The sequence below is a fragment of the Paraburkholderia sp. A1RI-2L genome (assembly GCF_048957375.1).
In the GTDB taxonomy this organism is placed as follows: domain Bacteria; phylum Pseudomonadota; class Gammaproteobacteria; order Burkholderiales; family Burkholderiaceae; genus Paraburkholderia.
Genome location: NZ_JARBTA010000002.1, coordinates 375,756 through 389,268, shown reverse-complemented (window position 1 = coordinate 389,268; position 13,513 = coordinate 375,756). Strand labels below are relative to the sequence as shown.

Annotated in this window: 13 protein-coding genes and 1 pseudogene; 12 read left to right on the top strand and 2 right to left on the bottom strand. The window is 61.5% G+C overall.

Going from position 1 to position 13,513, the window contains the following annotated elements:
- The first annotated feature begins 7 nt into the window (after positions 1–7).
- The 10 genes from PWP93_RS16620 (at position 8) to PWP93_RS16575 (ending at position 10,089) form a co-directional block, all read left to right on the top strand.
- Entirely contained in the window at positions 8–1,840 is a 1,833-nt protein-coding gene (locus tag PWP93_RS16620; RefSeq protein ID WP_421045177.1) for a DUF1302 domain-containing protein, read from the top strand.
- Between the two features lie 34 nt (positions 1,841–1,874).
- A complete protein-coding gene (locus PWP93_RS16615) occupies positions 1,875–4,235 on the top strand; it encodes an efflux RND transporter permease subunit (RefSeq protein ID WP_421045176.1) in 2,361 nt (786 codons plus the stop codon).
- A gap of 17 nt (positions 4,236–4,252) precedes the next feature.
- Positions 4,253–5,218: a YCF48-related protein gene (locus tag PWP93_RS16610; protein WP_421045175.1), complete on the top strand. Its 966-nt coding sequence runs from the start codon at positions 4,253–4,255 to the stop codon at positions 5,216–5,218.
- A gap of 108 nt (positions 5,219–5,326) precedes the next feature.
- Complete coding sequence (locus PWP93_RS16605) at positions 5,327–6,079, top strand: NAD(P)H-dependent oxidoreductase (protein ID WP_421045174.1); 753 nt, start codon at positions 5,327–5,329, stop codon at positions 6,077–6,079.
- A 30-nt stretch (positions 6,080–6,109) separates the two neighbouring features.
- Complete coding sequence (locus PWP93_RS16600; protein WP_421045173.1) at positions 6,110–7,267, top strand: amine dehydrogenase large subunit; 1,158 nt, start codon at positions 6,110–6,112, stop codon at positions 7,265–7,267.
- A 7-nt stretch (positions 7,268–7,274) separates the two neighbouring features.
- Positions 7,275–7,829 (top strand): MauE/DoxX family redox-associated membrane protein, encoded by a 555-nt coding sequence (locus PWP93_RS16595; RefSeq protein ID WP_421045172.1) that lies wholly within the window; start codon positions 7,275–7,277, stop codon positions 7,827–7,829.
- Complete coding sequence (gene mauD / locus PWP93_RS16590) at positions 7,826–8,452, top strand: methylamine dehydrogenase accessory protein MauD (RefSeq protein WP_421045171.1); 627 nt, start codon at positions 7,826–7,828, stop codon at positions 8,450–8,452. Before PWP93_RS16595 ends, mauD begins: the two co-directional genes overlap by 4 nt.
- Before the next feature lie 38 nt (positions 8,453–8,490).
- Entirely contained in the window at positions 8,491–9,039 is a 549-nt protein-coding gene (locus tag PWP93_RS16585; RefSeq protein WP_421045170.1) for a methylamine dehydrogenase light chain, read from the top strand.
- A complete protein-coding gene (locus PWP93_RS16580) occupies positions 9,036–9,536 on the top strand; it encodes a c-type cytochrome (protein WP_421045169.1) in 501 nt (166 codons plus the stop codon). Before PWP93_RS16585 ends, PWP93_RS16580 begins: the two co-directional genes overlap by 4 nt.
- A 67-nt stretch (positions 9,537–9,603) precedes the next feature.
- The gene (locus PWP93_RS16575; protein ID WP_421045168.1) at positions 9,604–10,089 is read left to right on the top strand and encodes a c-type cytochrome; all 486 of its coding nucleotides are present in this window, start codon (positions 9,604–9,606) and stop codon (positions 10,087–10,089) included.
- 191 nt (positions 10,090–10,280) lie between these two features.
- Here PWP93_RS16575 and PWP93_RS16570 read toward each other — a convergent pair whose 3' ends face one another.
- On the bottom strand, positions 10,281–11,267 hold the full coding sequence (locus PWP93_RS16570) for a YhdH/YhfP family quinone oxidoreductase (RefSeq protein WP_421045167.1): 987 nt from the start codon (positions 11,265–11,267) through the stop codon (positions 10,281–10,283).
- A pseudogene (locus PWP93_RS16565) lies at positions 11,264–11,776 on the bottom strand (acyl-CoA dehydrogenase family protein); the annotation flags it as partial. The pseudogene PWP93_RS16565 and the gene PWP93_RS16570, both read right to left, overlap by 4 nt.
- Before the next feature lie 25 nt (positions 11,777–11,801).
- Here PWP93_RS16565 and PWP93_RS16560 point away from each other — a divergent pair.
- Positions 11,802–12,441 (top strand): IS6 family transposase gene (locus PWP93_RS16560; RefSeq protein WP_421046104.1). Its coding sequence is split into 2 segments (ribosomal slippage): positions 11,802–11,951 and positions 11,953–12,441, totalling 639 coding nucleotides; the frame shifts between segments, so codons are not numbered across the junction.
- A 60-nt stretch (positions 12,442–12,501) separates the two neighbouring features.
- Entirely contained in the window at positions 12,502–13,059 is a 558-nt protein-coding gene (locus PWP93_RS16555; RefSeq protein ID WP_421046103.1) for a methyl-accepting chemotaxis protein, read from the top strand.
- The last annotated feature ends 454 nt before the right edge of the window (positions 13,060–13,513 follow it).

The window sequence follows — 13,513 nt, the reverse complement described above, 5'->3', positions numbered from 1 at the left end:
GCGACTCATGAAAGCGAAAACGATAGGAAGGACTGCTACTGTTTCACTGGCGATGGTTGGCGCGGCGGCGACGTCGAGTGCCCACGCCTACGAATTCACGACGGGTCTGGGCGACCTCACGGGTTCGTGGGTGACGAATCTCACAGCGGGCGCGGGCATCCGCACGAAAAACCCGAGTTGCTCACTGACGGGCGACCCCGATGCCTTCGGCTGCGGCGCGGCGGCCAACGTCAACCAGTGGGGTGTGGGCGACGACGGCGACCTCAATTACCGCAAGGGGCAGCCGTTCAGCACCTACATCAGCGCGACCAGCGAGTTGCTGCTGAAGATGCCGAGCAATGGCCTCAAGTTCATGGTGCGCGGCACCGGCATGTACGACTTCCTGGCCGGCGACACGAACCGCACGCCGCTGTCGAGCACCGCCTCCGCGCAGGTCGTCTACAACTTTCAACTGCTCGATCTGTGGGGCGAGAAGGATTTCACGATCAACGGGCAAACCGCTCACGTGCGTATCGGCAACCAGGTGATCAACTGGGGCGAGAGCATGTTCGCGCAGGGCGGCGTCAACGCCACCAACTCGCTCGACGTCCAGAAACTGCTGATTCCCGGTTCGCAACTGAAGCAGGCGCTGCTGCCCGCGCCGATGATCAGCTTCGCCGCCGATCTTTCTCATGGTTTCAGCACTGAGGATTACTATCAAATTCAGTGGAACGGAAACCGCTATCCGCCGGTGGGTTCGTACTGGTCTGTGTCCAACAGCCTCGGGCGCGGAACCGGTCCGTATACGGTGAGCACGACCAATTTCAACGCAGCGGGCCCCAGCGCGGGCACGATCGCGGGATCGGCTAGCGGCAACCAGGACGTGCTTAACGGTATCAATACGGGGCTCGTCAATGGCGCCTATGCCGGGCCGCCCTTCAACGATATCGGCCTGCCCGTTTCGTGGCAGGCACCGTCGAAGTACCACCCGCAGTTCGGCATGAAGATCAACTTTTCGCCGCGCTCCTTTGATGCGAACTTCGCGCTCTATTACGAGAACTACACCGACAAGTCGCAGGTGCTCACGTCGGCGGCCAACGGGACGCTGAACTGGTCGTATCTACAGAACCGTCAGTTGTTTGGCGCGAGTGCGAATTTCGGCATCGGCAGCTGGGCGATCGGCACCGAACTGTCGTACCGCCCGCGCGATGCCGTGGCGCTGTCGAGTTGTTATGGAGCAGGCGGCCCTCTCGATCTGAACACCAACGGCGTGGCCGGCGTGAATTGCCAGCAGTGGGCCGACGAGAAGAAATTCCAGTACGACATCAACGGCCTGCTCGCGCTCACGAAAAGCGAGTATCCGTTTCTCAAGCTGCTGGCGGCTGACTCGGCGACGCTCACCTGGGAACTCACGTGGATTTACTACCCCGGCCTGAGTTCGCACGGCGTCACGCGCACGGTCGACGGCCAGACGGTCACGCAGGTGCCGCAGGCGGGCTACCTGCCGTGGCTGAACTACAACTCGGGCACGGGCTACCCGATCGGCATGGCGCAGGGCAGTTCGAGTTCGGTTGGCGCGACGATCGACTTCAACTGGACCTATGACGGCACGCTGATCCATGGCTGGCAGGTAACGCCAGGCGTGACCTTCTCCGATGCGCTCTACGGCTATACGCCAACGCTCACTGCGAATTACATGCAGGGCGCGAAGTCGATGAACCTCTACGTGCTGTTCAACCAGAACCCGACCGTCTGGCAGGCGGGCATCAATTACACGATGTTCTGGGGCGGGCACAACACGGTGGGTAATCCCTACGCGGACCGCAACTTCGTCGGGATGTTCGTGACCCGGAACTTCTGACCGGCAACGTCGAGAGACTTGAAGAGGTGATGTCGTGTTGCAACGTTTAGTCAAGACGCTGGAAAAATTCTTCTTCGGCCACCGTGCGCTCGTGCTTGGCGTGATTGTCGTGTTTACCGCCGTGATGGCGGTATTCGCCGTGCAGTTGCGCATGGACGCGGGCTTCGAGAAGCAGATGCCGATCGGCCACGAATACATCCGGACCTTCCAGAAGTACCGCTCCGACCTGCTCGGCGCGAACCGGATCACGGTGGTCGTGCGCGCCCGCAAGGGCCCGATCTGGACGAAGGAAGGGCTCACGCGGCTGTACAAGGTGACCCAGGCGGTCACGTACCTGCCGAACGTGGACCGCATTGGCGTGCAGTCGCTATGGACGCCGAACGCCTACGTCAACGAGATCACCGACGAGGGCTTTCGCGCCGAGCCGATCATCTCCGGCACGATCACTCCCGACCAGCTTACGCCTGATGTTGTCGCGAAGATCCACCGGGCGACCACGCTTGGCGGCAACATTGGCACGCTCGTTTCGCATAACGAAGACAGCGCCATGATCACGGCCGAACTCAACGAGCGCGACCGTAACGGCAAGGTGCTCGATTACGTGGCGTTCAACCACCTGCTCGAAGCGCAGATCCGCAAGCCGTTCGAGGATGCGGGCTATGAAATCCAGATCATCGGATTTGCCAAGCAGATTGGTGATATCGCCGATGGCGCGACGGCCGTGCTCGGCTTCTGCGCCATTGCACTGCTGCTCACGGCGCTCGCGGTCTACTGGTACTGCCATTCGGTGCGCTTCACGGTGCTGCTGATTTCGTGCTCGCTAACATCGCTGGTCTGGCAGTTCGGCACGTTGAAGCTGCTGGGTTTCGGTCTGGACCCGCTCGCGGTGCTGGTGCCATTCCTCGTGTTTGCGATTGGCGTTTCGCACGGCGTGCAGCAGGTCAACTTCATTGTGCGCGAGATTGCGCACGGCAACAGTTCGTTCGATGCGGCGCGCCACAGCTTTAGCGGTCTGCTGATTCCAGGCGTGCTGGCGCTCGTAACGGCATTCGTATCGTTCATCACGCTGCTGCTGATTCCGATTCCGATGGTGCACGAACTGGCCATTACGGCATCGCTTGGGGTGGCCTACAAGATCGTGACGAACCTCGTGCTACTGCCGGTTGCGGCTTCGTCCTTCAACTTCAGCAAGGCTTATGCGGACAGTGCGCTCAAGCGCAGCGAGCGGCGCTCGGCATGGCTGCGCGGCCTCGCGCGCATCGCGCAGCCGAAGTATGCAGGTGTCACCGTCGCGCTCACGCTGGTGGTGTTCGCACTGGCCGCGTGGCAAAGCCGCGACCGCGTGATCGGCACGCTCCAGCCGGGCGCGCCCGAACTGCGAGCGGACGCGCGCTTCAACCGCGACGCCACGTCGATCGCATCGAGCTACGACATCGGGCTCGACTGGCTCACGGTCGCGATCGAGTCTGCACAGAAGGGCTGCAATAACCCGGCAGTCGGCCTCTACGAAGATGATCTCACGAGTGCGATGCGTACCGAGCCGGGCGTGGTGTCGGTCCAGTCGTACTCGGCGATGCTGCGCCGCTACAACCAGGGCTACAACGAGGACTATCCGAAGATGAATGTCGTGCCGATCGATCCCGAGAACTACGGCGCGGTGTCGGTGGACGTGGGCCGCGTGAAGGGCTTCATGAAGGCAGACTGCAGCATGACGGCAGTGCACCTGTTCCTCACCGACCACAAAGCCACGACGATCAACCGGATTCTGGACGACGTGAAGACGTATCGCGCGACGCATTCGTTCCCGGGCATTACGGTGCGGCTCGCAGCGGGTAATGCGGGCGTGCTCGCTGCAACCAACGAGGAAGTGGCCGCAAGCGAGCTGCCGATGATGCTCTATGTCTACGCGGCGATCCTGGTCCTTGTGTTCCTCGCCTACCGCGACTGGCGCGCGATGCTGGCGTGCTGTCTGCCGCTCTCGGTGGCGACCTTCATCGGCTACTGGTTCATGAGGGAGCTGCAGATCGGGCTCACGGTGGCCACGCTACCTGTCATGGTGCTGGCCGTGGGCATCGGTGTGGATTACGCGTTCTACATCTACAACCGGCTGCAGGTGCATCTCGCGGGCGGCCAGAACATCGTGAAGGCGGTACAGCACGCGATGCTCGAAGTGGGCGTGGCGACGATATTCACGGCGATCACGCTCGCGATCGGCGTGGCAACGTGGAGCTTCTCGGCACTGAAGTTTCAGGCCGATATGGGCAAGCTGCTGGCGTTCATGTTCCTCGTGAACCTGCTGATGGCGATGACGGCACTCCCGGCGCTGGCCTCTGTGCTGGAACGGTGGTTCCCGCGCCGCAAGCCGGCGCGCGCGCCGGGACTCTTCAGTCACTGAACATGGGAGACGCAGTCATGATCAAGATGTTTGTCGTTTGTGCCGCGCTGTGCGCGAGCGCGGCAGTCTGGGCTCTGCCGCCGGGCACCGTGGCGGACTGTGCGGCAAAGCCCGCCCACGCGTGGGCGGAGCCGGCCCACATGATGTTGCTGGACGCCACGCGTGCGGGCAAGCGCATCGTCGCGGTGGGCGAGCACGGAGTCATCATACTTTCGGATGCCGAAGGAAAGACGTGGCGTCAGGCGCGCGAAGTGCCGGTTTCGGCAACGCTCTCGGCGGTGACGTTTGCCGACGCGCAGCACGGCTGGGCAGTCGGCCAATGGGGTGTGATTCTCGCGACCACTGACGGTGGCGAGACGTGGCAGAAGCAGCGCATGGACATTTCCGTGGACCAGCCATTGTTCTCGGTGCTCTTCACGAGCGAGAAAGACGGCATTGCGGTGGGCTTGTGGTCGCTGATGCTCGCAACACACAACGGCGGCAAGACGTGGACGAAAGTGACGGTGTCCAAGCCGCCCGGTAGCACGCGGGCGGACCGCAACCTGTATCACATTTTTGCGGATCAAAAGGGTGCGCTCTATATCGACTCGGAACAGGGCATGGTGCTCAAATCCGCGGACGGGGGCGCGAACTGGAGCTATCTGTCGACGGGCGGCAAAGGCACGCTATGGACGGGCGTGGCGCTGCCCGATGGACGCATCGTGGTAGGTGGTTTGCTGGGCAGCCTGTACCAGAGCGTCGACGGCGGGGCGACGTGGACGGCGCTGAACGCGGGCACGAAGAGCTCGATCACCGATCTCGTTGCAAACGGAAACAGCCTCGTTGGCGTGGGTCTGGACGGCCTCGTGTTGAAGCAGGGTGCGAGCGGGAAATTGTTCGAAGTCCAGCAGCGCGAGGACCGCTCGGCATTGACCGCAGCGACTGTGGACAAAATGGGCAATCCGGTTCTCTTCTCTAAGGACGGCGTGTTGGCCGGGCCATAGGCACATTCATCGCAACCGTCTTTCTACCAAGAAGGCACGAACGGCATCGCCATTTCAGGCTTTCAATTCGTTATCAAAAGTTAATTGTTGATGGAGAAAATCATGTCCTTGCTGGAAAACGGCACGCGGTACCGGGTGCTCGTGGTGCATGCGCATCCGGAGCCTCAGTCGTTCACTTCGTCGATGTTTCATGCAGCGCAGAAGGTACTGATCGACGCGGGCCACGAGGTCCGCACGTCCGATCTTTACGCGAAGGGATTTAACCCCGTAGCGAGCTCGGCGGACTTTGGCGCGCGCGAGGATCCGGAGTATCTGGTGTACGCAAAAGAGCAGCGGGCCGGCCGCGTCGGCGGAACGTTGTCGCCCGACATCACCGAGGAGGTGGAGAACGTCCTGTGGGCGGATCTCGTCATCCTTAATTTTCCGATCTTTTGGTTTTCGACGCCCGCGATCCTGAAGGGCTGGATCGACCGCGTGTTTCTTTCGGGCCAGTTTTACGGCGGCATGCGCTTTTACGATCGCGGTGGGTTGAAGGGCAAGCGCGCGTGGGTGACCGCGACGCTCGGAGGGAGACCGCATATGTTCGGCAAGGAGGCCGTACACGACGAAATCGACATCATGCTGACGCACCTTCTTCGCGGCACGTTGGCTTATGTGGGATTCGATGTGCTCGAGCCGTTCTTCGGTTACCACGTCCCCTATATCAGCGAACAAGAACGGGCCGATGTTCTGGCGCGATTCGAGCAGGACGTGAAGAACTGGCAAGCGCGCCGGACGCTTTCGTTCCGTTCGCTCGACGAATTCGACGACCATCTCTACCCGCTCGCTCCGGCCGTGGCGGCGCGAGACAGGTCTATCTGACGCAAACCCAGAGAATTGATGCGAGGCGATATGAGAGCAAGAAAACGAATGTTGACTGTCGCCGCGACGCTATCGTTCGCGGCGGCCTGTACGGGTAGTGCAAGTGCGGTTGAAAAGCCCGAGGAACTCGTGGTGCAGAAAATGCCGCCGTGGCACCCGCACGAGATTTTCGTCGTCGATGTTTCCATGCCGTCGATGACGGATGGACGCGTGTATCTGTACGATGCCGACGTGAAAAGGCTGCTCGGCCAGATCGATGCCGGGTCCGGCGCCGGCTTCGCTATTTCTCCGGATCACAAGGCGAGCTATGCAGCTACAACCTATTACGCGCGCGGGTCGCACGGTGCCCGCACAGATGTCGTCGAAATCACAGACAACACGACGCTCGATCACGCGGGCGAGATCGTGATTCCGCCAAAGCACGCCCAGCACGTTCCGTCGCCCTACAACACGATCTTCAGTGCCGACGGCAAGCGTCTGTACGTGGCCAACATCACGCCCGCGACATCGGTAACGGTGATTGACGTGGCTTCGAAGAAAGTCTTGTCGGAAGTCGATACCGACGGTTGCGTGCTGGGCTATCCGTCCGGCAACGATCGCTTCACCGCACTCTGCGAAAGCGGCAAGGGACTCACGATCACGCTCGGCGCAAACGGCAAGGAGGTGAAGCGATCGATGTCCGACGCGTTTATCGACGTCGACAAGGATCCTGCGTTCGTCAACGCATCGCCGTATCAGGGCGGCTATCTGTTCACGACGTTCCTGGGCCGGGTGCGCAGCGCGAATTTCGCAGGTGACAAGCCGGTGTTCGGCAAACCCTGGTCGTTGCTGAGCGATGCCGAGCGCGCCGAGGGCTGGCGTCCGGGCGGCATGCAGCAAACCGCCGTGCAGGCGAAACAGCATCTTTACTACGTCGCGATGCACAAGAGCGCCGGGGATATGCACAAGAATCCGGGCACCGAGATCTGGGTATTCGATCTGGACACGAAGAAGCGGATCGCGCGCTGGGATCTCGCGCAACAGAAGATCGATCCGCTGGTATCGATACAGGTCAGTCAGGATGACAAGCCGCTGTTTTATGGGCTCACGGCCACGTCCGACCTCGTGGTCATGGATGCGCGCACCGGCAAGTTGCAAACGGTCGAGAAGCAGCTTGGCAATTCGTCAACGCTGCTCGTCAATCCGTGAGGCCGCAATGATGACCGATCCTGTACTCGCAACGGGGATGCAGGCCGGGACGGCCGTCGTGGTGCTGCTCGGCGCCTTCGCGAAGTGGCGCGGGCTCGCCGTGTTCCGCCGTGCGCTTGGCGGCTACGGGTTGCTGCCCGACCTGCTGATTGCACCCGTGGCGTTCGCGATTCCGGCTGCGGAAACACTTGGCGCAACAGCACTGCTGTTTCCCGCCACGCGGACCATCGGCGCGGCCGTGCTCGTTGCGCTGCTGCTCGCCTTCGCGGTCGCACTGGCGTTGAACATTGTGCGCGGCCATACCGATATCGATTGCGGCTGTTCGGGCTTTGGCGCATCGCAGGCGAGCGCGCCGCGCGGCATCGGCTGGCCCCACGTCGCGCGCGCGCTGCTGCTCGCGGCGCTGGTTGCCACCGCTTTCATCGCATCGTCCGCACGACAGATCGTGTGGTTCGACTACCTGACGCTTTTCTTTGCCGTGCTGCTGATGGTCTGCGCACTGTTTATCGTCGACGCGCTGATCGCCAATGCGCCGCGGCTTTCTCACCTGAGGAATTCATGATGCAAACCGCTCTTACTGTTTCCACTGCGCTGCTGTGGCTCGCCGTGCTCGCGCTCGGCGCGATTTGTCTCGCGCTCGTTCGCCAGGTCGGCATCTTGTGTGAACGCATCATGCCCGCGGGCGCGCTGATGATCGACAAGGGGCCGGCGGTGGGCTCAATCGCGCCGACGTTCGAGTTGTCCGATATTCGTGGCGCGAACCTGAAGGTTGGCGGGATCGATCCGTCCGGCAAGGCGACGCTGCTGTTCTTCCTCTCGCCGACGTGTCCGGTCTGCAAGAAATTGCTGCCGCTGCTGCCGTCGCTGCAAGCGAGCGAGTCGACACCCGTCAACGTCGTGCTCGCGAGTGACGGCGATTTCGACGAGCACACGCGCTTCGCCCGGAAGCACCACCTCGAACGCTTCCCGTACGTGCTGTCGCAAGAGCTCGGCCTCGCGTACCAGATCGGCAAGCTGCCATACGCCGTGCTGCTCGACGAGACCGGCAAGGTGCGTGCGAAGGGCCTCGTCAATACGCGCGAGCATCTGGAGAGCCTCTTTGAAGCGAAGGAGCGCGGCGTCGGCTCGCTTCAGGAGTTCGTGCACGGCAGCGCCCATCACGATCAACATGCGCAGCACGTGTGACGTGCAGACCTCTTTCAACTTCAGCGGAGAACAATGATATGGGCATGTTTGATTCATGGTTCGAGCGATCGGCCCGCACGGTCGCGCAGCGCAGCTCGCGGCGCAGCGCAATGGCGAAGCTCGGCAAGGCATTGGTGGGCTCGGCGATGCTGCCACTGCTTCCGGTCGACCGCACCGCCTATGCGGCGGACGCGGCGTCTGCGAAAGCAGGGGCGTCGGGCGCTGCGGCGTTGCCGGCGGCAATCGACGATCCGGAAAGCTGCGACTACTGGAAATACTGCGCGATCGATGGCTGGCTTTGCAGTTGCTGCGGCGGCACTTCGAGCAGTTGCCCGCCCGGTACGACGCCTTCGCCGATCACGTGGATCGGCACCTGCCGCAATCCGCACGACGGCTCCGACTACATCGTTTCGTACAACGATTGTTGTGGAAAGACCTCGTGCGGACGATGCTTCTGCAATCGCAACGAACGTGAGAAGCCGTTGTACAAGCTCTCGCTCAACAACGATATCAACTGGTGCATGGCAAGCGGCAACGCGAACTATCACTGCTCGGTCTCGGTTCTTCTTGGAGCCGCAAAGCAATGAAACGAAAGAACGATTGGAAGATCTTCGCCGCCTGCATGGCGGCTGCCGGCTCGATCGCCATGGCGAATATCGCCCACGCACAGCAGGCGGCACACTTTCCCGCAGGCGAGAGCCTGTTCGGGGCGCATTGCGCCGTGTGCCATCAGGCGGGTGGCAAAGGACAGGACGGCCTCGCACCGCCGCTCACGGAATATCCGGGCAAATACTCGACGGTTGCGCAAGGACGTGCCCAGTTGACGGCGACGGTCGTGCACGGGATGTTCGGCGAGATCAAGGTGCATGACAAGAGCTACAACTTCAAGATGCCGAGCTTCGCGACGCTGAGCGATGAGGACCTCGCGCAGGTGCTGAACTACGTCGTGTTCGACCTGAACCCGTCGCATGGCGGCACGAAGCCGTTCACGGCCGCCGAGATTCACACAGCCCGCGCGCAAAGCCTGGATGCAGCGGCAGTGCATACGCAACGTGCGTCGGTCACAAAGGGATTGGGACTATGAACTCGATACATGGAGCGCACGCTGGCACCGACGTTTGTGTGCCGGCCGTCGCGAGATCGACGGGGCCATGATGCGCGCGCGGGTCAGAGGTGCAAGGCAGATAGCATGGCATGTACTCGCATGCCTCTGCTTCGTTCAAGTCCCGGTTATCGCGGGCGCGCAGTCGCTTTCCGGCGGCGCGCTTGCACAACAGAACTGGGTGCTGAACTGCATGGGCTGCCATACGCGAGGCGCGGTGGGCGTTGCCGGGAAAATTCCTCCGCTCGCCAACTCGCTTGGGTACTTCGAGCATTTGCCGCAGGGACGCGAGTACGTCATGCGCGTCCCGGGGGCATCCAATTCGGCGTTGTCGGACCAGGAGCTTGCGGATGTACTGAACTGGCTGCTCGTTACGATGAACCCCGCTGCGTTGCCGAAGGACTTCAAGCCCTATACGGCGGAGGAGATCGCAGCGCATCGCCGCCCGGCCTTGACGAACGTCGCAAGGGAGCGCTCGACACTGATTCGTGCGCTACGCGAGCGTGGCATTACCGGCATTCGCGACCCTTATTAGATAGTGATGTGAGCAATAGGAAAGCGTGTGTTCAAATGGAGTTGCATGCGATGAACCAGAGCGTTGTTTTACTCGATTGTGATCAGACACCTGAAGCGGCACCTCGAACATCTCTGCTTTCCCTCCTTTGGGTCGAGTTTATACGCGACCCAAAGGAAGGCGAAATTTCAGGGGAAGCTCACTCACCTCGTTCATCTATGCATTTGAATGACGGTTCGCCCCCGCAATTTTCCCTCCAGCATCATGTCGAGATGCTCCGGCAGCTGCTCGAGCGCTATGCGGTGCGCGATTCGATCTAACCTGGCGGGACGGTAAATGCTTGCGATCTTGGCCCAGACTTCATGCCGTAGCGGCATAGGGCTGTGGGCGTTGATGCCGATCAGTCGGACGCCGCGCAAGATGAACGGCAACACCGTCGTATCGAAATCCGTGCCGCCGGCGTTGCCGAAGGCGGTGATGATGCCTTCCGGCTGCATCGTGCGGGGCAGCCAGGCGAGGGTCTTACCGCCCACCGAATCCACCGCGCCAGCCCAGCGCCCCTTTTCGAGCGGCTTCGGACTTGACTGGCATTCGGACCGGTCAATGATCTCGTTGGCGCCGAGCGCTCTCAATTCGTCGTGCGCATCGGCCATTCCGCTCATGGCTATCACCTGATAACCCCGTTGAGCCAGCATGTCGATGGCAATACTGGCGACGCCGCCCGTGGCGCCTGTGACCAGCACTGGGCCGCGTTCCGGACACAATCCGTTGTGTTCCATCCAGTGCAGCGCCAAACCGGCGGTGTAGCCGGCTGCTCCCAGCACTGCCGCCTCAAAGAGCGAGAGGCCCTCGGGCAGGCGCATTACCCAATCGCCTGAAACGCGCGCAAACGCTGCGTGACCGCCGTCATGGTCCACGCCAATACCGAAGCCATGCACGATCACTTCATCGCCTCGCCTGAACCGATCGTCATCGGAATGTGCAACGCGTCCGGTCAAGTCGATGCCGCCGATGCGTGGATATTCCCGGATGATGCCGTTTTTTCCGCGCGAGGCGAGGGCATCCTTGTAATTGATGCTGGAGTAGGCAACTTCGATCAACACGTTGCCAGGGCTGAGCTGGTCGATCTGCAAGCACTCGATGCGGCGCACAGGTTCGGATTCGCCCGCATGGAGGCGTAGAGCTTGAAAGGAAGTCATGACGAAGATTTCTCGCTTAATTGCAAAATGCGTCTCGCGAGCGCGGCGCGGTGAACTTCGGAAGCGCCGTCGTAAATGCGGAAGGGCCGTAGCTCGCGAAGGATCCACGAGACTGGGGTGTCTTCCGACATACCCAGTGCTCCCATCATCTGCGCTGCCCGGTCAGCAACCCGGTTGACCGCTTCGGATACGAAGACCTTGGTCATAGCGGACTCCTGCTTGACAGGCTGACTCGCATCCATCAATGCTGCGACGTGCCAGGTCATGAGGCGGCTTGCGTGAAGGTCAATGTGCGAGTCGGCAATCATGGCTTGCACCTGCTGTAACGCCGCAAGTGGTTTGCCGAACGACTGGCGCGTTTTCACGTACTCCTGTGCAATCTCCACGGCGCGCGCAGCGCGGCCGATGAAGCGCATGCAGTGCGAAATGCATGCGGGTTCGAGGCGTGCCTGCGCATACGCAAAACCTTGACCGACTTCACCCAGCACTGCGTCCTGTGCCACGACGCAGCCGTTGCACTATCCGCTCGAGATAATGTTGGAGTGCGTGCGTTGGTACGTCGCCTACCCGCTCAGCTTGCGCAATCTCGAGGAGATGATGGCCGAACGCGGAATCGCGGTCGATCATTCGACCGTGCACCGGTGGGCGATCAAGCTTCTGCCGGTGCTTGAAACGGCGTTCCGCCGCTGCAAAGCGCCCGGTCGGCACGAGCTGGCGTGTCGACGAGACCTATGTGAAGGTCCGGGGCACATGGAAATATCTCTACCGCGCCGTCGACAAGGCCGGCAACACGGTTGACTTCCTGCTGCGAGCCAAGCGGGACAAGGACGCGGCCCGACGGTACTTCGAGAAGGCCATCAATCAGAATGGCGCACCCGAAACCGTAACCATCGACAGGAGTGGTGCCAATCTGGCCGGGCTGCACTCCGTGAACGCCGCGCGTGAGACGCCCATCAAGATCCGTCAGGCCAAGTATCTCAACAATATCGTGGAACAAGACCATCGGGCGATCAAGCGCCGTAGCCGACCCATGTTGGGATTCAAGGATTTTCGCTGTGCTTGCATCTTGTTGAGTGGCATTGAAATCATGCATATGATCGCCAAGGGGCAGATGATAGACGCAGGCAAACTCAAGCCATCGGCCGCCCGGCAATTCTACTCGCTGGCGATTTAAGCAATCCTCATCATATCGCTATCGTTCGCCAAAATCGCCTACCGCGACAGAACCAGCGTGATGGCCGTCGAGCGGATGCGCGGCACGATGAGCGTGATTTCCGCCAGTTCGGCGAAGATCGTGGAAATCACGGCGGTGATCGAAGGGATCGCGTTTCAGACCAAAATCCTCGCGCTGAATGCCGCTGTCGAGGCAGTGCGTGCCGGCGAGCACGGCCGCGGGTTCGCCGTCGTCGCCGGGGAGGTGCGCAGTCTCGCGCAGCGAGCGGCGAGCGCAGCGAAAGAAATCAAGGTGCTGGTGCGCAACTCGGTTGAGTCCATCTCGGGTGGCGCCGCACATGCGGATCAGGTGGCGCAAGCCATGGGCGACGTGCGGCGTGCGGTTCAGCGCGTGGTCGAGATCAACGACAGCATCTTCGAAGCTTCGCAAGCGCAGCGCAGCGGGATCGGGCAGGTCAACGAGGCAGTGAGCCGCATGGATCAGGTGATCCGCAACAATGCCGCCGTGGTCGAGCAGGCAGCGCAAGCGGCGTTCTCGCTGGAGGAGCAGGTTGCCGCCCAGCGGCACGCGATTGCGGTCTTCGAGGTCCATTCGCGGGCAAGGGCGATAGAGAACTGACGGCGATGGTTACCGTTTGCACCACTCGAAACGCGGGCTTATCGCGAGAACAGACCGGAACTGATGCACGCACGTGAACAGCCCGCCACGCGTGCCTTTTCGTTGTCCGAGATGACATGGTGTGCCGGTGAAAGCGTGCTCACAGAGCGCGGGCCCAAGTGCGAAATGCGCGGCGGTCGCTCATGAAGAAAAACGCGTCGCGCGGAAGCAATTCATCCCGCGTCGCGGTGCTGAGAGAGTTGTAATATGACGACATCGCCGTCCGGTTAACGCTACTGAGGTGCCGACGGCAGGCTTGGCGCTTTCAGCGGCCCAGTTCCATTTTGTTCCGCCACTCAGCAGGGGTAGATCTGGGGGTAACCGCGTGTCGCCACATTGCCAATCCCTTACGGGACGGGCCGGAGCGCCTACAATGAGAGTCCGACCCGGCCCACCATTCCAAAGCGTTCCAGGG

Excerpts from the sequence above, each read along its gene's own strand:
- PWP93_RS16595 (WP_421045172.1), top strand. The coding sequence starts at position 7,275 with ATGATGACCGATCCTGTACTCGCAACGGGGATGCAGGCCGGGACGGCC.
- mauD (WP_421045171.1), top strand. The coding sequence starts at position 7,826 with ATGATGCAAACCGCTCTTACTGTTTCCACTGCGCTGCTGTGGCTCGCC.
- PWP93_RS16575 (WP_421045168.1), top strand. The coding sequence starts at position 9,604 with ATGATGCGCGCGCGGGTCAGAGGTGCAAGGCAGATAGCATGGCATGTA.
- PWP93_RS16620 (WP_421045177.1), top strand. The coding sequence starts at position 8 with ATGAAAGCGAAAACGATAGGAAGGACTGCTACTGTTTCACTGGCGATG.
- PWP93_RS16570 (WP_421045167.1), bottom strand. The coding sequence starts at position 11,267 with ATGACTTCCTTTCAAGCTCTACGCCTCCATGCGGGCGAATCCGAACCT.
- PWP93_RS16610 (WP_421045175.1), top strand. The coding sequence starts at position 4,253 with ATGATCAAGATGTTTGTCGTTTGTGCCGCGCTGTGCGCGAGCGCGGCA.
- PWP93_RS16580 (WP_421045169.1), top strand. The coding sequence starts at position 9,036 with ATGAAACGAAAGAACGATTGGAAGATCTTCGCCGCCTGCATGGCGGCT.
- PWP93_RS16555 (WP_421046103.1), top strand. The coding sequence starts at position 12,502 with ATGGCCGTCGAGCGGATGCGCGGCACGATGAGCGTGATTTCCGCCAGT.
- PWP93_RS16600 (WP_421045173.1), top strand. The coding sequence starts at position 6,110 with ATGAGAGCAAGAAAACGAATGTTGACTGTCGCCGCGACGCTATCGTTC.
- PWP93_RS16585 (WP_421045170.1), top strand. The coding sequence starts at position 8,491 with ATGGGCATGTTTGATTCATGGTTCGAGCGATCGGCCCGCACGGTCGCG.